Origin of the sequence: Campylobacter sp. CNRCH_2016_0050h (genome assembly GCF_025772605.1) — a bacterium.
Classification (GTDB): Bacteria; Campylobacterota; Campylobacteria; order Campylobacterales; family Campylobacteraceae; genus Campylobacter_D; species Campylobacter_D lari_D.
Window position 1 is genome coordinate 19,645 of the sequence record NZ_JAKMSK010000004.1, and the last position, 20,801, is coordinate 40,445.

A 20,801-nucleotide genomic window follows, 5' to 3' on the forward strand; every position below is an offset into this window, starting at 1 on the left:
TTTACTATACAAATGATTTTTGGTGAAAATCACCAAAAATCAAGCATGTTTTTTTGCAAAAGCTTTCATAAATTCACTTAACTTTTGAACCTTTTCAATGCTGATAGAATTATAAATACTAGCACGAATTCCACCTAAAATTTTATGTCCTTTAAGCCCTATCATACCATTTTCTTCAGCTTCTTTTACAAAAACTGGCTCTAAGTTTTTATCATAAGCTATATTAAAACTAACATTCATTAATGATCTATCCTCTTTTTTGGCATGACCTTTATAAAAACCATTACTCTCATCAATCACATCGTATAAAATTTTGGCTTTTTGTATATTTTGCTCATTGATTTTGTCTAATCCACCTTGATTTAAAAGCCATTTCATTTCAAGATTAAACATATATATAGCAAAGGTTGCTGGAGTATTAAATAAAGAATTATTTTCAGCATAAACGCTATATTTTAACATACTAGGTATATTTTTGTTTTTACTACGCTCTATCATATCTTTACGCACAAAAGCACAAGCAAGCCCTGAAATTCCTGCATTTTTTTGCACCCCACCAAAAAGCATAGCAATATTAGAAAAATCTATCTTTTTAGAGAAAAAATCACTAGAAGCATCAATTATCAAAGGACTTTTAGTCTTTGGATAGCTTTTATATTGAGTTCCATAAATGGTATTATTAGAGCATATATAAGCATAATCTGCATTATCGCTAAATTCAAATTGTGGGATATGATCAAACTCACTTTCTTGGCTACTTGCTACTATTTTTGTATTTACTCCTAAAATTTCAGCTTCTTTAATAGCCTTTTTAGTCCAAACTCCCGTATTAGTAAATTCACAAACTCCACCCATATATAAATTCATAGGTATCATAGCAAATTGCAAACTAGCCCCGCCTTGCATTAAAAGCACTTCATAATCATCATTTACACCATAAAGTTCTTTTGCCATTTTGATAGCTTCAAAATGCACTTCTTCAAAAACCTTTCCACGATGAGAAACTTCCATAATAGAAAAGCCTTTACCATGATAATCAAACAAATGTTCTCTAGCTTCTTTTAAAACCTCATCAGGCAGGTTTGAAGGACCTGCACTAAAATTCATCACTCTCATTTTATCTCCTTTTTATAGTATTTGAGCTTCTTTACTCTCATTTATTGAGCAAAGCTTTATAGTATCTCCTTTTTTTAGCTTTTCAAGAGAGATATTTTTGCCATCTTTTTGTAAATTTATCAAATTTTTACTTTTATCAAAGAAATTTTTATGCTGAGTTAAAAGTTCCTCAAAATTATCAAGCTTATTTTCATAATTTAATAATTTTAAATTTAAAACACTCTTTAGTTGGCTTTGTAAAAAATCAAGCTTTTGTTTTCTAAGAAAAAAAGCATTTTCTAAAGACTTAGCTTTGGCTAAATTTTGCAAGTGATCGATTTTGTTTTGATAAAACTTAAGATGATTTAACATTTGGTTTTTAAAACGCATAGCAAGCTCATCAAGTCCTTGTTCTAAGCTTAGTTTATTTGGAAAAATCATATCAATAGCTGCACTTGGAGTTGGTGCTCTTAAATCTGCTACAAAATCACTAATAACATAATCAATCTCATGTCCAATAGCAGAAACAATAGGTGTTTTTAAAGAAAAAATACATCTTGCAAGTTCTTCATCGTTAAAACAAAACAAATCTTCTCTGCTTCCACCACCTCTTGCCAAAATAATCGCATCTAAATTATACTCATTGGCTTTTTTTAAAGCATTTATTAAAGAATTTGGGGCACTTTGTCCTTGGGTAAGGGCATTAAAAATAGTTATTTTGCAAAGATTGTATTCTTTTTGTGAAATTAGCTTTAACATATCTTGCAAAGCAGCTGAAGTAAAAGAAGTAACTATACCTATTTTTTTAGGAAATTTAATAATGCTTTTTTTAACATTTGTATCAAACAAACCTTCTTTTTCAAGCTTTTCTTTTAGAGCTAAAAATTTAGCTTCTAAATCTCCAAGACTTGTTTTTTGCATACTTTTGGCGATAAATTGATACCTGCCACTTGCTTCATATAAACTCACATAACCTCTAAGTTCAAGCATATCGCCAACTTTAGGTTTAGCTTGGACAAACTGATTAAAACCTTTAAACATCACACAAGCTATGCTTGATTTTTCATCTTTTAAATCAAAATACCAATGTCCTGAACTATGAATGGTAATTTTAGAAATTTCTCCACTAAGCTCTATATCATCAAGATGAAATTCTAATAAACTTTTAGCTTTTAAATTAAGTTCTGAAACTTTCATTTTTTTCTTGCAATAAACATAGAACAAACACCAAAGCTAAAACTTTTATACTCTAGCATTTCAAAATACTCACTCAATTCTTTAATAAATTCTTCTTTGCTTAAAAAATCTTCTATCGAATTTGGTAAATACTCATAAGCACTATAATTTTTACTGATAAATCCACCCACTTTTGGTAAAATATTTTTTAAGTAAAAATCTCTACAAGCAGCTATAAAACCACCCTGCCCTCTTTTAGTAAATTCAAGCACAAGTAAAATCCCATCCTTTTTCAACACTCTTGCAAATTCTTTTATAGCTTCTTTCCTATCTACCACATTGCGTATGCCATAACTTATACTTATGATGTCTGCACTTTCACTTTCAAGTGGAAGTTCTTGTGCTTTTGCTTGTACAAAAGTCGCATCAGGAATTTTTTTCTTAGCCACTTCAAGCATGCCCGCACTTGGATCAACCCCTTTTATACTAATGATATTTTTATTTGTCCTTAAGGCTTGATTTTGCCATTCTATAATCATATCGCCTGTACCACAAGCCACATCGATAATATCAAGTTCATTGTTAGAAAATTTAAAAACATCTAAACAAGCTTTTTTTCTCCAACTCACATCACTTCCAAAACTTAAAATTCTATTAGCCTTATCATAAGTTGGTGCTATATCATCAAACATTTTGACTATTTTTTCTTGTTTTTGCATGTTTTTCCTAACTATATATTTTTAATTTTTTAATGCTTTTTTCAATTTGTTTTATTGTATTTTCATCATATGAAATTTGTTCTAAATGATTATGTTCAAAATAATTTTTTAGTTTTTCAATACTTTTTTCTTCAAACATAGTTGCAAAATAGCATAATAAAAATTTTATTCTTTCTAATTCTTCTTCATGATTTGTTTGAGATTTTACAATTTTTTTCTTAAAAAAAACTAATTCTTTTCTTAGTTTAAAAGCCACCAAAGACTTTAAAATTTGATTTTTCTCTCCTTGATAAAAACTACAATCATTCTTTAAAATAAAATCCATATCAAGAAAAATATCATTGATTTTTTCATCACTTAAAATAAAAATATATTTTTCTAATTCAAATTTACAAATTTTATCATTACAAATTTGTTTTTCCAAATTCAAAATATAATTTTGAAGTTTATTTTGAATACTCTTTTCAAAAAGAGTGCTAAAAAGCTCAAAGAAAATGCATATTTGCCTAAGACTTACAAAAAATTGCTCAAAACTTTCAAAATTTAATTTTTGTAAAAAATTCAATCTGTCATTTTTTAATCTTTTTAAAAGCACAAAAAGTAAGATTTTACCCGCTTCAAAACTTTGAATTTGATTTGGAAAATGTAAGCTAATATCTTCTTGCTTATCTAAAATTTTAATACATCTAACACTATCAAAAATTTTAGAAAAATCTCCATATAATGCTAAATTTTTGCTGTAGAAATTTTCATCATCTGAAATCTCTTTATAGCTTTTAAAAAAGTGAGGTAAATTAAATTGCTTTGCTTTTTCAAAAGTAGGAAAAACAACTTTCAAAATGACCAAATCTTGCAGATTATTTTTAAACTTATAAAGTAAAAATCGAGCACTATTAATCTCAAAACTAATTCTAGTTTTCTTAATAACACTTCCTATAAGTTTTTTACTTTGCTGTTTAAATTCTTTTTTAGAAAGTTTATGATTTTTTTTATCTAAAATATCATGCAGTTTATAAAGTGAAAATCGATAATAATTTTTATTAAATTTTTTATATTTAACATCACAAAAAGGACTTATACGCGTAAAGAAAACGCGTATTTTATCCTTAGAATATATAATTTTTTCTTCTTTTAAAATTTTTATAAAGTCATCATTTTTGAGTAAAAAGCGTCTTTGGACTTCACAAACCATTTTATTTTTTACAAGCTTTACAACCATTCACATAAGCAAATACGCCAAGATAATCAATAATATTGCCAATTTTTTTCTCAAGATCTTCTTGGTATTTATTTATCCCACTATCTTCATAACATACATCTTCTATATGATTGCATTTGCTACAAATTACATGTATATGAGGATATTCATAAATATCATAACAAGTTTTTTGATTTGGAGTGTTGATTTCTACAACCAAACCTTGTTCTTTTAGAGTATTTAAATTTTTATACACTGTAGCTAAAGAGATAGAAGGATATTCCTCCTTAATGCTTTCGTATAAAGATTCTATATTAGGATGTTCATGGCGTTTTAAAATTTTTAAAATACAAAGTCTTTGAGGAGTAGCTTTTAAATCACAATTTTTAAGCAATTGAATAAGTTCCATTATTAATTCTCCGATATTTTTTATATAGTATAACGCTTTTTTTATAAAAAAATGATTATATTAAAGGATATTTTTTATCTTTTAATAAATTTTAATCTTTTTACACAAAGATTCAACATCAATTTCTAGAAATTTTTCTACTTCATTTGTTTTACCATGAGTTATAAATTGATCTTCAAATTCAAAACTTACTAGTTTTATATGATAAAGATTTTCTTTTTGCAAGAAAGTTGCAATTAAACTTCCCACTCCACCTATCTTAGCACTATCTGAAAAAACAAACCAAGTTTTTGTATCTTTTGCCAATTCTTTTAAAAGCTCTTCATCTAAAGGTTTTGCAAAAATCAAATCTATTAAGCTTGCATAATCTAAACCAAGTTTATCTAAAGCTAGTTTTGCCTTAGCCACACCCTGACCAAAACCTAAAAATACTTTATCGCTTTGCACTTTAGATAAAATTTGAGCTTTTGCAAGTTTTATCTCACATGGATTAAAATTTTCATCTAATAAAAAATTACCTCTAGGATAACGAAAAGCAAAAACACCTTGATGAAAATAAGCATACTCCATAATTTTTTCCATCATAGCCTCATCTCTTGGAGCCGCTAAAGTAATATTTGGTATAGCACTTAAAAAACTAACATCAAAAGCACCTTGATGAGTTTCCCCATCCTCTCCTACTATACCAGCTCTATCCATAGCAATAACTACATTTAAATTCATAATAGCACAATCATGGATAACTTGATCATAAGCTCTTTGCATGAAAGTGCTATAAATTGCTATAAAAGGCTTAAAACCTTCTTTAGCCATAGCTGCCATAGAAGTAACTGCATGTTGTTCTGCAATTGCTACATCCCAAAAACGCTCAGGATATTTTTCCATTAGCTTATCTATTCCAGTTCCACTTGGCATAGCAGCAGTTACACCTACTATATTTTCATATTTTTGAGCTAAATTTAAAAGTGTATTTGAAAAAATTTCTGTCGCACTTTTTTTGTTCATATTAGCCTTTAAACTCTCTCCGCTACTTCTATCAAAAGCACCTACTCCGTGCCATTTAGCATTTTTACCTTCAGCTAATGTATAACCTTTGCCTTTGATAGTTTGTGCATGCACAACGCAAGGCTTATTCATAGCCTTAGCTTGATTTAGTGCGTTAATAACTTCATTTAAATTATGTCCATCAATAGGCCCGATATATTCAAGTCCTAATTCTTCAAATAAGAGTCCAGGTGTAATAAGTCTTAAACCCTCTTCAAAACGCTTTGCCATATAAGATGCACCTTGAGGAAAATACTCTAAAAGATTTTCTATGCGTTTTTTAAATTTTTGATAAAACTGCGTTGCCATTGCTTGAGAAAGATATTTTGAAATAGCTCCAATTGGCCTTGAAATACTCATTTCATTATCATTTAAAATAATCACACAAGGATATTCTCTATCGCCAAGCTCGTTTAAAGCTTCATATGCCATACCCGCACTTAATGCCCCATCGCCTATTAATACAACAGGCAAACGATCTTCTTTTTTTAATCTTATAGCTTTACAAGCTCCAACTGCTAAAGATATAGAAGTGCTTGAATGTCCTGCTACAAAATAATCCCCCTCATCAGGCTTTGTATATCCACTCAAGCCATTAAATTGTCTTAAAGTATGAAAATTATCTATCTTACCACTTAAAAGCTTATGTGGATAAGATTGGTGTGAAACATCAAAAATAAAAGGATCTTTTCGCACATCAAAAACATAATGCATTCCTATACTAAGCTCAACTACACCTAAATTTGAGCTTAAATGTCCACCATTTTTACTCACTGTATCTATGATAACTTCACGCAAATTACTAGCTAAATTTTCCAGTTCTTTAATTTGCATATTTTTAATATTTAAGTTATTTAAATCTATCATTCATTAACCATGTTTTTGATTTTTTGCAAACGATTGTTAAGGTTTGACTCTATATTACCCGCATCACTTAATATTAAAATACTTCCCTTATTAATCGCATCATCAAGACTAAATTTAATATTGCTTTGTTCTTGCAAGTGTGTTTTTACATATTCAAAATCATCAGGACTTAGCTTTAATTCTATCTTGGTAGCATTTTTAAGTTCACTCATAAGTTCTTTTGCTAAATTTAATGCTATAAGTGATGAATTTTCTTCGAGCTCTTTTGCAATCACTTCTTTTGCAATAATTACAGCTGTATCGGCTAATTCTTTTTCATTTTTAGATAAAAACTCATTTAAATTTTGCACTGTATTTTCAAGCTTTTCTACGCTTTTTAAGTATTTTTCCTTCAAGGCTTCTAATTCGCTTTCAAAATTCTTTTGTGCTTGTTCATAACCTTCTTTAGTAAATTTTTCCTTTGCATGTTCTAATTCTGTGTTTAAACGATTGTTAAATTCAGCCTCTTGGCTTTCTATCTGCATTTGCAACTTAATGATATTTCCTGACATTTCATCAGTTTTTTTAAGTAAATCTTCAACAAAATCAGGTTGAATTTGTGGTTGTGGGGCTTGTGGAGTAGCTTCTATTGTTTGATTTTCTACTGCTTGTTGTGTGTTTTGGACAGGAGAGACTTGATTTATAGTTTGAATTTCTTCTTGTTTTTGTTCTTCACTAGAGGGCATTTCACTCATAACTTTAAAATGATAACCCTCAACTACATGAGCAGAAATATTTTCAGGTGAAATTACATTGGTTAATTTTGCCATAATCTTACTCTATCATCTCATCAGCCTCACCCACTTGGATAAGACCTTGTTCTGCAAGTTTTTGCACCACTTCTACAACTTTTCTTTGTGCTTCTTCTACATCTTTAACACGCACAGCACCCAAAAAGCCCATTTCTTCTACAAAAGCTTCAGCAGCACGCGTAGACATATTGGACATAAATTTTTGTTTTAAATCCTCGCTTGCGCCCTTTAAACCTATCATCAAATCACGCTTGTCAGCAGCTTTTAAAACTTCTCTAATCGCATTAGTACTAAGTTGAGAAATATCATCAAAGGTAAACATTAAATCTTTAATGGTTGTAGCAAGTTTTTCATCACTTTGCTCAATATAAGAAAGTGTTGTTTTAGAGGCTTTTTGACCCAAGCGATTAAGCACTTCAGCAACTGCTCTTGGACCACCCACTTCAACTTTATAAGAAGTAAGACTTTCAAGCTTACTTTCAAGCACAGCAGATACTCTTTTGATAATTGAAGGAGATATATCTCCAAGATTTGCCATTCTTATTACAACTTCAGCTCTTAATTCATCGCTAAAATATTCCAAAGTTTCAGCAGCTTGAGTAGTATCCATATGAGCTAAAATCAAAGCTATAGTTTGCGGGTGTTCTTTAATGATAAAGTCTGCAAGTTGTTGTGGTTTAATTTGTGAAAGATAAGCAAAATTTTGATTATTTTCCATACTTTTGGTAAGTTTTTCCAAAATTTTATTGGCAATTTCAGGACCAAAAGTTCTAAATAAAATTTCTTTTGCATATTCCAAACCACCACTTTTTAAGTATTGATTTGATTGTAATAAAGTATAAAATTCCTCAAGCACTGCAGTAGCAACTGGCTTATCAACATTTTTTGCTAAAGCAATATAGCGAGAAATTTCAGTGATGACATTAATATCCATATGAGAAAATAAAACTGTCGTTACATCTTCTCCAAGTTGGATTAAAAATATGGCAACCTTTTCTGGCATAGAAAGGTCATCATAGACCATTTTTTGTTCTTCGCTAAGCTTTATCATTAGATATCCTTCTCACCAAATTCAGCTTCATTTTCAACAAGTTTTTGCAACAATAATGCCACTTCTTCGCCTTTTTCATTAGCTACTGCTCTTAATTTTTCAAGTAAAACATCATATTGTAATGCATCCTCATCAAAACTATCTCCAAAACCAAGCTGTTCTTCAACTTTTCTACGAGCAGCATTGAATTTTTCAATAGCATCTTCAGCCTCATCAATAATCTGCCCATCCTTACCTTCCATCTCTTCTTCAAGTCTAATATCTGCAAGCATTTTTTGAGAAAATGGCACAATAACTTTTTTGTAAAAGATAAAAAGCAAAATCGCGGCAAATACATACTTAACAGGTGGAATAAAAGGCTCAACAAATCTTGAATAAAAAGTTTGAACCTTATTTTCAACTTTAGCTGTTCTATGAAATTCCAAATTATTTACTTCAACCGCATCACCTCTAGCAAGATTAAATCCTATGGCACCTTTAGTAAGATTTTCAATCGCTTTAATTTCTTTATCACTCAAAGGAATATATTCATTAGTAATATTTCCCTGATCATCAGTAATTACTTTATACTTTCCATCTACCACAACGGCTGCAGAAATTCTTTTAATGGTTGCAAATTGCTTAGTGGTGTTGGTAATTTTTTTAGAAATTTCATTATTAGTTGTAGTTTGATTTTTAGTATAAACCTCGCGCGCACCTTTATCATCCAAACCTTCCACAGGACCGATGTTTGAAACAGCACCTGGTACACCTTGAATTTCTTTATCTTTATAGCCTTCTCTATGCTCTTCCAAGGTTTGCTCACTACGCACAACGGTATTTGGATCATATACTTCACTTTGTGATTCTTCTTTAGAAAAATCATAATCAATACTAACCTTTGCTACTACCCTATCATAGCCACCTGCAAATGGAGCAATAGAAGCAACAATTTTTTGCTCTAATTCATATTCTTGATCTCTTTTATATTTAATTTGAGCAGCAATTAAATCACTTTCAAAAGCACCCTCATCATCTAAAGGAATACCTTTTTGATCCATGATTTTTACATTTTCTGGAGTAAGTTTTGTTACTGAAGAAGCGATTAGGTTTTTAATCCCCATAATTTGCTTTTTATTAAGCTTTAAACCTTCTTTTATAGTCAAAGCTACTGAAGCAGTTGGTGGAACTTGTTGTTGGGTAAAAAGTGTATCTTTAGCAAAAGCAATATGAACCGTAGCACTATGAATAGGCTCTAAACTTTCAATCGTTCTAGCAAGCTCACCTTCTAATGCTCTTTGGTATTTTACCTTTTGCTCAGCTTCTGTGGCTCCAAATTCTTGTTTATCAAAAAGCTCAAAGCCTACTTTATTATCTTTTGGCAATAATCCTGCAGAAGCAATAGCTAAACGCTGTTTATATACTTGTTCATTAGGAACTAAAATCGTTCCTTCATTACGCAAAATATAAGGAACTCCACTTTTTTCAAGCTGAGTTACTATCATCGCCGAATCACTAGTATTAGCATTTTCAAATAATACTGAATATCCAGCTTCGCTAGCTACTGTAGAGCCACTTCTAAAAAGGGTTAAAAATACTAAAAATCCAACTACAACAACAATAGAAGCAGCAATAATAATACGCTGTCTTAAACTTAAATTTTGATAAAGCTGACCTACTTGGTGCAGTATAGTTTTATAATCCATTTATTTCCTACAAACTAAAAATTTTTAGAAAACTCTTCAAAAAACTTTGAATTTTCATACTCTGTACCTATACTTATACGCACAGCATTTAAACCATAACTTTGTAAATTTCTTATTATTATACCGTTTTTAAGCAGTTTTTCAGATAAATCTGTGCTATTTTTTTCATCAAAAAAATAGGTAATAAAATTTGTATAGCTTGGAATGTATCGAATTTTATAATTTTTAGCAAAATCTTCATAAAGTTTCATTTGTGAAAAATTATTTTCTAAGGTTTTTTGCACAAACTCATCATCATCTAATGCAGCAACAGCAGCTTTTAAACTCAAATTAGTCACATTAAAAGGTGCTCGTAATTTATAAAATGCATTGATAATTTCCTTGCAAGCTATACCATAACCCACTCTCATACCACCCAAACCATAAAGCTTAGAAAAGGTTCCTAGATATACTGCATTTTGAAATTTATGGATTAATTCTTTAGGATTAATATGCTTTTTGCTATCTTTAAATGAAGCAAATTCATTATAAGCTCCATCAATGGCCACCAAACAATCTTCATCAATTTTCTCTAAAAACTCAAAAACCTCACTTGCGTCTAAACACTCACCCAAAGGATTGTTAGGTAAGCATAAAAAAATTACTTTGATTTCATTTTTATGCTTTTGATATAACTCATATAACTCATTTAAATCATGGGTTAAACTTGGAGTTTTATAAATCTTAACTCCTAGTTGTTTTGCATAAATTTCATACATAGCAAAACTAACCCCACATTGCAAATAAGCCTTAGAATGATCAAGTTTTGCATGTACTATATATTCTATGATTTGATCACTCCCACTACCTATAATGAGATTTTCTTTTAAAATATCATATTTTTGTGCTAGAGCTTGTTTTAATTCACTCATAGTATCATCAGGATATAAATGAGCTAAATGTGCATTATTTATGATGGCTTCTTTAGCTTTTTTACTTGTGCCATAAGGATTTTCATTACTTGCTAGTTTAATAACTTCTTTTAAACCATATTCTTTAGCAACTAAATCCATATCCTTGCCACTTTCATAAGTTTTAATAGCCTCTAAAAAAGGATTAAATTTCATTGCTTTCTCCTGATAAATATGATCCAAGCCATTTTATATGCTCAGCTTTTTTTAATACTCTTTGGACATTTTCATCATCAATATGTCCTTCAAAATCTATATAAAAACTATGCACAAATTCTCTTGTTTTTATAGGGCGTGATTCAAGTTTTGTTAAATTTATCCCCTCTTTTTTAAACTCATATAACAAATCGCTAAGCCCACCTGGTTTGTGTGCAGCAAGTGCTAAGATAGAAGTTTTACAATGAGGCATTTGAGGTATTTTTATATCACTTAAAATCAAAAACCTAGTGCGATTTGCCAAATTATCCTCAATCGTTTCAAATAATATAGGTACATTATAAAGTTTTGCTGCAATTTTAGAGCAAATCGCAGCTGAAGTAACATCTTGCGAAGCTAAGTAAGCCGCATGAGCTGTGGATTTGCTTGCTACAAATTCTACTTCACTTAAATCATGACTTTCTAAAAAATTTCTACATTGATTATAGCCTTGTGGATGAGAATATATGCGTTTAATATCTTTTAAATTTTCACTCATACTTACAAAAGAATGATGAATGTCCATATAAATTTCAGCAAAAATCTTTACATCTTCATATTTTCCAAGACAATCAAGCGTCACACCCACTGCACCTGCTGTATTATTTTCTATAGGTACTACTCCATATTTTGCTTCTTTGTGAGCTAATTCTTTAAAAACATCTTCTATATTTGCAAGTGGAGTATAACGACTCATAGCACCAAAACGCGTTCTTGCTACTTGATGCGTATAACTTCCTTCAGGCCCTAAATAAGCTATGCTTTGAGGCATTTCTAAATTTCTTGATACGGCAAAAATTTCTTGGTAAATTGCTTCGATTGCATTTTGATCTAATAAACCATGATTATAATTTTTAAGTCTATTTATAATAGCTCTTTCACGCTCAGGTCTATAAATACTCCCACCTAAATTTTGTTTAATAACTCCTATATCTTTAACATGAAGCATTCTTTCATTAAGCAAAGCCAAAATTTTATCATCGATAGTATCGATTTTATTGCGTAATTTTTCTATATCTTTCATTTAAACCTCGATATGTAGTAATCCTTAATACTATCATATACAAAATTAAGTTTAGTTGTATCAAGACCTTGAGTGTTAGAAATTTTACCACTTAAAACTAAGCCTGTTTGCATACCAAGCTCATAAGCACCAAGCAAATCGCCTTTAAAATCATCACTAATAATTAAAGTTTTTTTAAAACTCACATTACAATCTTGCTGTTTTAATAAATTTAAAGCACTTTCATAAAAAGCCTTACTAGGTTTTCCTATCACTTTATAATCAAACTCGCATGCATTTTTAAGCATAGACATGATACTTCCAACGCCTGGATAAAGCCTTGAGTTTTTCTTATAAATACTACCCTCATGCATTGCTATAGCTTGCACGCCATCTTTAATATACTCTATCATATTAGCAAAATCTTGAAATTTAAAATCATCATAACTTGCTAGCAAAAATGCTTTTGGATTTTTATAATCAAGCTCATAACCTAACTCTTGAAGTGAATCTAAAAATTCTTTTGCCCCAAAAGCTACTATTTTACAAGGTTTTAAATAATCTTTTAAAACACAAAAAGGATCAATATAAACCTTTTCATTAATTTCAAAACCCAAATTTTGCAAATAATTTAAAAAATCTAATCTTTTGGTGTTATTAGTAATAATCACATAAGGAATTTTTTCTTTATTTAAAGATTTAATGAGTTCTAAAGCACCATTTATAGGACTTTTATCATGATCTGAAATCAAAGTTCCTTGCACATCTAAAAACAACATTTTAATCCCTTAAAAAATCAAGCTCTAAAGCAATTTGATCCTCATAACTTTCTCTTTTTCTAATCATTCTTACCTTGCCATTTTCACAAGCTAGCTCACATACTCTATTGCGAGTATTGTAATTACTACTCATGCTAAAACCATATGCACCTGCGCTTTTAACTATGATCAAATCTCCTGCTTTTGTTTTAGCTAGTTTTCTATCTTTAGCTAAAAAATCTCCACTCTCACAAACCCCACCAACAATATCACAAAGACTTTCTTCTTTATTTTCACTCAAAAGCTTGATTTCATGATAAGCACTATATAAACTTGGACGCAATAAATCATTCATCGCCCCATCAATAATCACAAAACGCTTTTTATCATTAAATTTTTCATATAAAACTTTAGTAACAAACTCACCTGCATTTGCTACCAAAAACCTGCCAGGTTCCATACCTATACACACATCAAGACCTTGCAAACTTGCTAAAATTCCTTGAGCATAATCATATAAATTTGGCTCTTGTTCATCTTTATAACAAACTCCTAAACCCCCGCCTATATCAAAGAATTTAATATTAATTTTCAAAGCTAAAAGTTCTTTTACTAATTTTGCAACAATCGCTGAGGCCTCATGGATACTACTTATATCAAGAATTTGTGAACCTATGTGAAAATGCACTCCAACTGACTCTAAAAATTGTGAGTTTTTAGCATAAAGATACATTTTTTTAGCACTTTCTATATCTACACCAAATTTATTTTCATGCAAACCTGTAGAAATATAAGGATGTGTTTTAGCATCTACATTTGGATTTACCCTTATACTTATACGAGCTATCTTTTGATTTTCTTTAGCAATTTGCTCCAAAAGAAGCATTTCTTCATAACTTTCTAAATTTACATAAAGTATGTTTTGCTCTAAAGCATATTTTAATTCATCAGCACTTTTACCTACCCCGCTAAAAATAATTTTATAATTTTTAGCCCCTGCTTTTAAAGCTCTATAAATCTCACCCGCACTAACACAATCAAACCCACTATCTAAAGAAGCTAAAAGCTTTAAAACACTTAAATTAGAATTTGCTTTGACTGCATAAAAAATTTGTGATTTTCTTGCCTTAAAAGCATCTTTTAACATTGTAAAACGCTCTTTAATTTTATCAAAATCATAAATATAAAATGGTGTGTTGTATTCCTTTGCTAGTTTTAAATAATCCATAAAAACCTCACTTGTAGTTATTTGTGTTTAAAATAATAAAAACTTCCTATACTTATTAAAATAAATACTGGTAGCATTATACCAAGCTCTGGAAGTAAAATTTCATTTTCACTCAATCTTGTTAATAAAAACAACAAACCCCAAACTAAAAGTATGCACACAAAAAACACAAAAGCTAAAAGTGCGAGATTAAAAAATCTTGCTGTTAAAGGAAAATAATAATACACAATAAGCATTAAAAATGGCGCAAAAAATGGTGTAAGAACTAAAGAATATAAACTTGTTCTAAGTGTATTAGTAGAAATATTTTGTTTTGCAAAAATTGCCATACTTTCTAGCGCGTCTAAAATAGAATAAGAAGGATTGCTCTCTACTAAAGAAATTCTTTCTAAGATTTTTGGAGAAAAATCTTCTAAGCCTTTGATATTTTTAAATTCTTCTACGCTTAAACCCTCTTTTGAAACAATCAAATTTTGTGGTACATTAGTAGCTTTAGCGTCATTTAAGTTCCAAGAATCTCCATCAAATTTAGCAGTTTTTGCATGGATTGTGCTTTGAATGTCTAAATTTTTTACATCAAAGATTTTTACATTATATAAGGTTTGAGAACTTGTTTTTTGTATATAAATAAATTTATCATTATATTTAATCAAAACTTCCCCACCCTCTCTATCTACAACGCCACGCTTGAGAATATTACTTTTATATTCATCTGCATAAGCAAAGGCACTAAAATTAAGTCCTACATAAACACAACAAAAAAACATAGCCCATAAAAAAGGATAAAAAATCACTTGATTTTTACTTAAACCCAAAGCATATAAGCTAACAAATTCATTTGAGCGTATCATATTAAAAATACATAAAACCAAAGCAAGGACTATAGCTAAAGGTAGTATATAAGAAGCTGCTGAACATGTTAAGAAAAATATATACAAAAGCTCTAAATTTGCACTTTTTGGCAGTCTATTGAAATTGAGTAAAAAATCAATCGCTACGAAGAAAAAAGTCAAAGAAAAAAATAAAATAAAAAATGATTTTAAATACAAAGATGAAATATAGCGAAAAAATATACTCATCGTTTAACTTTTTAAAGAATATTTTGAAGCGATTTTTTCTATATCAGAATTTAAAAGCTCAAGTAAAGCTTTTTTGCTATGTTCTAAAACCTTAGTTAAACTTTCTTGTTCTTCTTGTTTAAATTTTCCCAAAACATGAGAAATTACATCTTGTTCTTTTCCTACTCCTATGCGTACCCTCTCATAAGCATTGCCACAAAGATTATCTATACTTTTAAGCCCATTATGTCCACCGCTTGATCCACCCATTTTAAATTTCAATGCACCCAAATTTAAATCTATATCATCATGGATTACAATGATTCTATCACATTTATAATATTCACTAACAGCTTTTACACTTTCTCCTGATAAATTCATATAAGTGGAAGGTTTTAAAAAAAAAGTAGAAGAGCCTTTAAAAAGCTCTCCTTTAAATTTGGCATTTGAAAGCTTTGTTGTTTGCAAATCTTTCAAAATTAAATCAATTAGCATAAACCCTACATTGTGACGGGTTTGGGCGTATTGTTCTCCTATATTACCAAGTCCTACGACTAAGGTCATTTTATCTTGCTTTTTCTACGCCAACTACAGCTACTCTATCAGCATCAACCATAGTTACACCCTCAGGCACAACTACATCGCGGATTAAAAGTGCATCACCAACATCAAGTTTAGTTACATCTAATTCAAAATAATTTGGTAAGTTTTCAGCTGCACATTTTACTTTCAATCTTCTTTTTGATTGGATTAAAACACCTTTATTTTTAAGACCCATAGCTGTTCCTACGATTTTTACAGGAACCATATATTTAGAAATAACACCTTTTTGTGCTACTTTTAAATCTACGTGTTTTAATTCTGCAGTTACAGGATCTTTTTGATAATCAACTACCACAACATTTAATACTTTATCTGCTACTTTTACATCAAAAGCTAAAGTAGTTTTTTTGCGTACTTCTTTAATAAATTCATTTACTTTAAAAGCAGCATTGATGTTTTCTAATCCTTTTCCGTAGATGTTTGCGATTAGATAACCATCTCTTTTTAAAGCTTTAGCAGCTTTTCTACCGATACTCTCTCTAACGATACCTTCTAACATCTGTTTCCTTTCTAAAAAAAATAAACGCTAATTATAGCTAAATAAGTTTATAAAGATTTTAAAATATCTTCATAAGCTATGCAAAATTGCTCCAACCCATCATCAAGCAAATCTTTACAAGCTTTACTTAAAGCATCTTTTGAAATATTTGCATTCAGTTTTTTCTCTATACACTCATCTTTTAAAGGCTCTTTAAATATAATTTGCTTACCTTTAAAAGCCTTAATAGCATCTAGTGGTGCAGTATTAATAGCTTTATCATAGAGTAGTTCTTTAATATAATAATCTTTTTCTAAATCATCACCCTTAACACCTGTACTTGCAAATAAAGCTCTAATATTTGTTTCATTTTGTTTAATGATATAATTATAAGCCTTTGTTGCAGTAAGAATTCCTATATAATTTTTATCTAAAACTTGATTATTTAATAATCTATCAAAACGGCTTACAAAAATACTAATAACTGCTCGAGGCTCTTTTTTAGCTGTGGTATTATTTTTTCTAAATTCTTTTAAACCTAAATTTAAAGCTTCAAAGCATTTTTTAGTTTGCTCAAAATCAAAAATCAAAGTAGCGTTAACATTAATACCATTTTTCATTAATTCTTGCATTACTTCATAAGAAGCTTCTGTAGCAGGAATTTTCATCATCACATTTTCTTTTGCAATTTGCATGTATAATCTTTTTGCCTCGGCCAAAGATAGACTAGTATTATCTTTTAATCTTGGATCAATTTCAATACTAATAAAACCATCATTATTTTCATAATAATTAATAGCTAATTTATCCGCAGCCTTAGCTATATCTTCTATCGCAAGATACTCATATAAAGCTTTTTTATCTTTAAGATTTGATTTTTTGATTTTTTCTTTATAAATAGCTGAGTTTAAAATCGCATTTTTAAAAATAGCAGGATTTGAGGTAGCACCATTGATTGTTTTTGAGTAAATTAAATCTAAAAATTCATGATCTAAAAATTCATTTTCTATAAAATCACACCATAGTGAAAATTTTTTCATTGTATTGCCTTTATTATTTCTTTTAAATCTTTCTTATCTATACAAATATCTGCATGAGATTTTAAAATTTCTTTGGCACAAAAAGCTATTTTTAATCCACATTCTTTAAACATAGAAATATCATTAGCTCCATCGCCTACACACATAATTTCTTCTGTTTTTAAATTTAAAAATTTCTTAAGTCTTTGTAGTATAATACCTTTTGAGTTATTAAACATAATTTCTCCGCCAACTTTTCCTGTTAAAAAACCATTTTTACTATGTAAAAAGTTAGCAAAACCAAAATCAAAATGAAGTTTATTTTGTATTAAATCAATTCCTTCATGAAATCCACCACTAAAAACAATTATTTTTATATTCTTACTTTTTAAATATTCACATAATTCTTTAGCACCATTCATCAAAGGTAAATTTTCACAGCATTTCTTTACCTGCTCTATAGGCATACCTTCAAGCAAAGCTACTCTAGAACTTAAGCTTTCAAAAAAATCAAGCTCACCATTCATTGCTTTGTTGGTGATTGCTTTTACAGCATCACCAACATTATATTCTTGCGCTAAAATATCGATAGTTTCCCCATCCATTAGCGTAGAATCAAAGTCAAAGGCACAAAGCTTTATCATTAAAACTCACGCTTTAATAAAGCTTCAGCTTTTAATATAGTCAAGATATTTTCTTCTCTTTTGCCTATACCAAAAATCATACCTTTTTCTTTTAGTAAAGTTTCAGGTGGTGGATCAATCCTACTTCTGTGAATTTTAATAGCTTCTGTTAATCTATCTATCACAAAGCCTGCATTACCTGCAGGAGTTTGATTGCCATTTGCTATACCTTTTAAAACAATATATCTTGTTTGAGGAGTCATTTTAGAACTACCTTGATTAAATCTTTTAGCAAGATCAATCAAAGGCATAACATTACCCCTCATATTAAACACACCTAAAACATAATCAGGCACACTTGGAACCCTAGTATATTCTATAGGTTTAATAATTTCTTGGATATTAAGAATTGGAATAGCGTATTCCTCATCTCCTACCACAAAGCCAACAAGCTGAATAATATCCTCTTCTTTATCTACATCAGGTTCTGCAATTTGCGCTTGTTGTTTTTGCAAAACCTGGTTTAATTTATCATTCATCTTCTTATCCTAGTTTTAAATTTTTTCTAACTACATTTTCTAAGTACTCTGGAGAGTAAGGCTTAGTAATATACTCAGTCATTCCTACTTCCACACCTCTTAAGCGGTCTGATTTACTAGTTCTTGAAGTTACTGCAACAAGTGGGAGGTTTTTATATTTAGAATATTTTCTAATTTCACCTGCTAAGGTATAACCATCCATTCTTGGCATTTCAATATCAATCAACACAGCATCAATATCATGCTCGCCTGATTTAATTGTATTTAATGCTTCAACACCATTAGTTGCTTCTATAATACTTACACCTAGTGGCTCTAATGATTTTTGCATGATATTTCTATCCATTTTAGAATCATCCACTATAAGCACTGTATAATCACTTGGTTTTTCTTTAGTTGTTTTTTTAGATTGTGATTCAATTTGTGCTTTAATATCAACTTTAATTTCTTTAGCTATATCCATCATAGCAGCAACATCGATAATCAAAGTTACTCTACCATCACCACGGATAGTTGCTCCTGCTATACCTTGAATATTTTGCAAATACTCACCCATAGACTTGATAACAATTTCTTCTTGACCTACTAAAGTATCTACTATAATACCAAGCTTACTTTCTGCCACACCTATAACAACTACATAAGTTTGATCAGTATTTTCAAGCACTTGTTTTACGCCAAATACATCTGAAAGTCTTACTAAAGATAAAACCTCATCTCTTAAGCGAAGTACATTTTTACCTTCAATGGTATAAATATCATCAATTGGCACTCTAACTGTTTCAAGAACACTTGCAAGTGGAATAGCATAAAATTCTTCTTGAGTTCCCACAAGTAAAGATTGAATAATCGCCAAAGTAAGTGGAATTTTAAGCTTCATCACAGTGCCTTTTCCAAGCTCACTATCGATTTCAATCACACCATTTAATTTTTCAATATTAGTTTTAACAACATCCATTCCAACACCACGCCCTGAAACATTGGTGATTTTTGCAGCGGTTGAAAAACCTGGTTTGAAAATCAATGCAAATGCTTCTTTATCACTCATTTGATCAGCTTCACGCTCTGTGATTAAGTTTTTCTCTATTGCTTTTGATTTTAACACATCAGCATCTAAACCTTTACCATCATCGGCAATTTCAACAACGATATGATTTCCTTCATTATACGCTTTAAGATTAACCGTTCCTTTTTCTGGTTTACCATTAGCTATACGCGTTGCTGGATCTTCTATACCATGATCACAAGAATTTCTAATCATATGCATAATAGGATCGCCAATTTCTTCTACAATAGACTTATCAAGTTCAGTTTCTTCCCCTGAAATTTCAAGCTCCATTTGTTTACCAAGTTCACGGCCTAAATCACGCACAACTCTTGGGAATTTATTAAATACTTTCGCAATAGGTTGCATTCTTGTTTTCATAACCGCAAGTTGAATATCTGTAGTGACAATACTAAGTTGAGAAACAACTTGATTTAATTCTTCTAAGAATTTTTCTCCATCATATCTTTCTTCAACATCATCATAAATTTTTAACAAGCGGTTTTTACCTAATACAAGCTCGCCAATTAAGTTCATTAAATGATCAAGTCTTTTAACTTCAACCCTAATTGTTTGATCCATATTTGCACCACTGCTTCCACCACCTGCTGCAGGGACCTTTTTCTCAGCTGCTGCATTTTGTGCCTGTAGAGCTGGCTTACTTGGAGTTGGAGTTGATTCTTGAGTTTTTTTCTTTTCAGCGCGTCTTGCTTGATCTTCAGCTTTTCTTACTTTTAAAAGTCTTTCAATTTCAGCTTCAACTTCATCATCACTAAGTTTATTTACATCAACTTCAGGTTCTTCAGCTTTTGGCTCTTCTTTAACTTCTTCTTTTGGCTCTTCAGCCTTAGCCGGAGTAATTGATTCTAAACTTTCTCCTTCTGAAATTGCGGTTAATCTTGCACAAATTGGAGCTATATCAAGTCCAATTGCTGTATCATTTCCATTATCTCTAATAGAATTTAATAAAGTTTTCATCATATCAATAGATTCTAAAACTACATCCATTACTTCAGGAGTAATTTTAAGCTCATTATGTCTTGCTTTATTTAAAACATCTTCCATATGATGAGTAAGTTTTGTTAAAACATCAAAATTTAAAAAGCTTGATGATCCTTTAACAGTATGCGCAACGCGGAAAATTCTATTTAATAGTTCTAAATCTTCAGGATTTGCTTCTAATTCAACCAAATCATGATCAATTTGCTCGACTAATTCAAAGGCTTCAACTAAAAAATCCTCAAGTATTTCTTGAATATCTTCCATT

Annotated in this window: 20 protein-coding genes; all 20 read right to left on the reverse strand. The window is 30.1% G+C overall.

Annotated elements, in window-relative coordinates; genetic code table 11:
- Window positions 1–39 precede the first annotated feature (39 nt).
- On the reverse strand, window positions 40–1,116 hold the full coding sequence (gene serC / locus L8X28_RS02865; protein WP_263664597.1) for a phosphoserine transaminase: 1,077 nt from the start codon (window positions 1,114–1,116) through the stop codon (window positions 40–42).
- A 12-nt stretch (window positions 1,117–1,128) separates the two neighbouring features.
- Window positions 1,129–2,292: an exodeoxyribonuclease VII large subunit gene (gene xseA, locus L8X28_RS02870; RefSeq protein ID WP_263665467.1), complete on the reverse strand. Its 1,164-nt coding sequence runs from the start codon at window positions 2,290–2,292 to the stop codon at window positions 1,129–1,131.
- Entirely contained in the window at window positions 2,289–2,990 is a 702-nt protein-coding gene (gene ubiE, locus L8X28_RS02875) for a bifunctional demethylmenaquinone methyltransferase/2-methoxy-6-polyprenyl-1,4-benzoquinol methylase UbiE (RefSeq protein WP_263665468.1), read from the reverse strand. The genes xseA and ubiE overlap by 4 nt, the downstream gene beginning before the upstream one ends.
- Window positions 2,991–2,997: 7 nt before the next feature.
- On the reverse strand, window positions 2,998–4,182 hold the full coding sequence (locus L8X28_RS02880; protein ID WP_263665469.1) for a hypothetical protein: 1,185 nt from the start codon (window positions 4,180–4,182) through the stop codon (window positions 2,998–3,000).
- A 1-nt stretch (window position 4,183) separates the two neighbouring features.
- Window positions 4,184–4,597 (reverse strand): peroxide-responsive transcriptional repressor PerR, encoded by a 414-nt coding sequence (gene perR / locus L8X28_RS02885; RefSeq protein WP_133319550.1) that lies wholly within the window; start codon window positions 4,595–4,597, stop codon window positions 4,184–4,186.
- A gap of 81 nt (window positions 4,598–4,678) precedes the next feature.
- Window positions 4,679–6,508 (reverse strand): 1-deoxy-D-xylulose-5-phosphate synthase, encoded by a 1,830-nt coding sequence (gene dxs / locus L8X28_RS02890; protein WP_133319549.1) that lies wholly within the window; start codon window positions 6,506–6,508, stop codon window positions 4,679–4,681.
- Entirely contained in the window at window positions 6,505–7,317 is an 813-nt protein-coding gene (fliH, locus tag L8X28_RS02895) for a flagellar assembly protein FliH (protein WP_220566592.1), read from the reverse strand. Before fliH ends, dxs begins: the two co-directional genes overlap by 4 nt.
- A 4-nt stretch (window positions 7,318–7,321) precedes the next feature.
- Window positions 7,322–8,350, reverse strand: a complete 1,029-nt coding sequence (gene fliG / locus L8X28_RS02900; protein ID WP_039619192.1) for a flagellar motor switch protein FliG — start codon at window positions 8,348–8,350, stop codon at window positions 7,322–7,324.
- Complete coding sequence (gene fliF, locus L8X28_RS02905; RefSeq protein ID WP_133319547.1) at window positions 8,350–10,035, reverse strand: flagellar basal-body MS-ring/collar protein FliF; 1,686 nt, start codon at window positions 10,033–10,035, stop codon at window positions 8,350–8,352. Before fliF ends, fliG begins: the two co-directional genes overlap by 1 nt.
- A gap of 14 nt (window positions 10,036–10,049) precedes the next feature.
- A complete protein-coding gene (gene hisC, locus L8X28_RS02910; protein ID WP_263665470.1) occupies window positions 10,050–11,141 on the reverse strand; it encodes a histidinol-phosphate transaminase in 1,092 nt (363 codons plus the stop codon).
- The gene (pheA, locus tag L8X28_RS02915) at window positions 11,131–12,204 is read right to left on the reverse strand and encodes a prephenate dehydratase (protein WP_263659771.1); all 1,074 of its coding nucleotides are present in this window, start codon (window positions 12,202–12,204) and stop codon (window positions 11,131–11,133) included. Before pheA ends, hisC begins: the two co-directional genes overlap by 11 nt.
- A complete protein-coding gene (locus tag L8X28_RS02920; RefSeq protein WP_263665471.1) occupies window positions 12,201–12,962 on the reverse strand; it encodes an HAD-IIA family hydrolase in 762 nt (253 codons plus the stop codon). The genes pheA and L8X28_RS02920 overlap by 4 nt, the downstream gene beginning before the upstream one ends.
- Before the next feature lies 1 nt (window position 12,963).
- A complete protein-coding gene (gene lysA / locus L8X28_RS02925) occupies window positions 12,964–14,169 on the reverse strand; it encodes a diaminopimelate decarboxylase (protein ID WP_263665472.1) in 1,206 nt (401 codons plus the stop codon).
- A gap of 17 nt (window positions 14,170–14,186) precedes the next feature.
- Window positions 14,187–15,248 carry an LptF/LptG family permease gene (locus tag L8X28_RS02930; protein ID WP_263659768.1) on the reverse strand — a complete coding sequence of 354 codons (1,062 nt, stop codon included), beginning with the start codon at window positions 15,246–15,248 and terminating at the stop codon, window positions 14,187–14,189.
- A gap of 3 nt (window positions 15,249–15,251) precedes the next feature.
- Window positions 15,252–15,791 (reverse strand): aminoacyl-tRNA hydrolase, encoded by a 540-nt coding sequence (gene pth / locus L8X28_RS02935; protein ID WP_263665473.1) that lies wholly within the window; start codon window positions 15,789–15,791, stop codon window positions 15,252–15,254.
- A gap of 1 nt (window position 15,792) precedes the next feature.
- Window positions 15,793–16,329, reverse strand: coding sequence for a 50S ribosomal protein L25/general stress protein Ctc (locus L8X28_RS02940; RefSeq protein WP_133319540.1), 537 nt, complete (start codon window positions 16,327–16,329; stop codon window positions 15,793–15,795).
- Window positions 16,330–16,376: 47 nt separating this feature from the next.
- A complete protein-coding gene (locus L8X28_RS02945) occupies window positions 16,377–17,348 on the reverse strand; it encodes a transaldolase (RefSeq protein ID WP_133319539.1) in 972 nt (323 codons plus the stop codon).
- Entirely contained in the window at window positions 17,345–17,971 is a 627-nt protein-coding gene (gene serB / locus L8X28_RS02950; protein WP_263660473.1) for a phosphoserine phosphatase SerB, read from the reverse strand. Before serB ends, L8X28_RS02945 begins: the two co-directional genes overlap by 4 nt.
- On the reverse strand, window positions 17,971–18,489 hold the full coding sequence (locus L8X28_RS02955; protein ID WP_133319537.1) for a chemotaxis protein CheW: 519 nt from the start codon (window positions 18,487–18,489) through the stop codon (window positions 17,971–17,973). Before L8X28_RS02955 ends, serB begins: the two co-directional genes overlap by 1 nt.
- Before the next feature lie 4 nt (window positions 18,490–18,493).
- Window positions 18,494–20,800, reverse strand: coding sequence for a chemotaxis protein CheW (locus L8X28_RS02960; protein WP_263665474.1), 2,307 nt, complete (start codon window positions 20,798–20,800; stop codon window positions 18,494–18,496).
- Window position 20,801 lies beyond the last annotated feature (1 nt).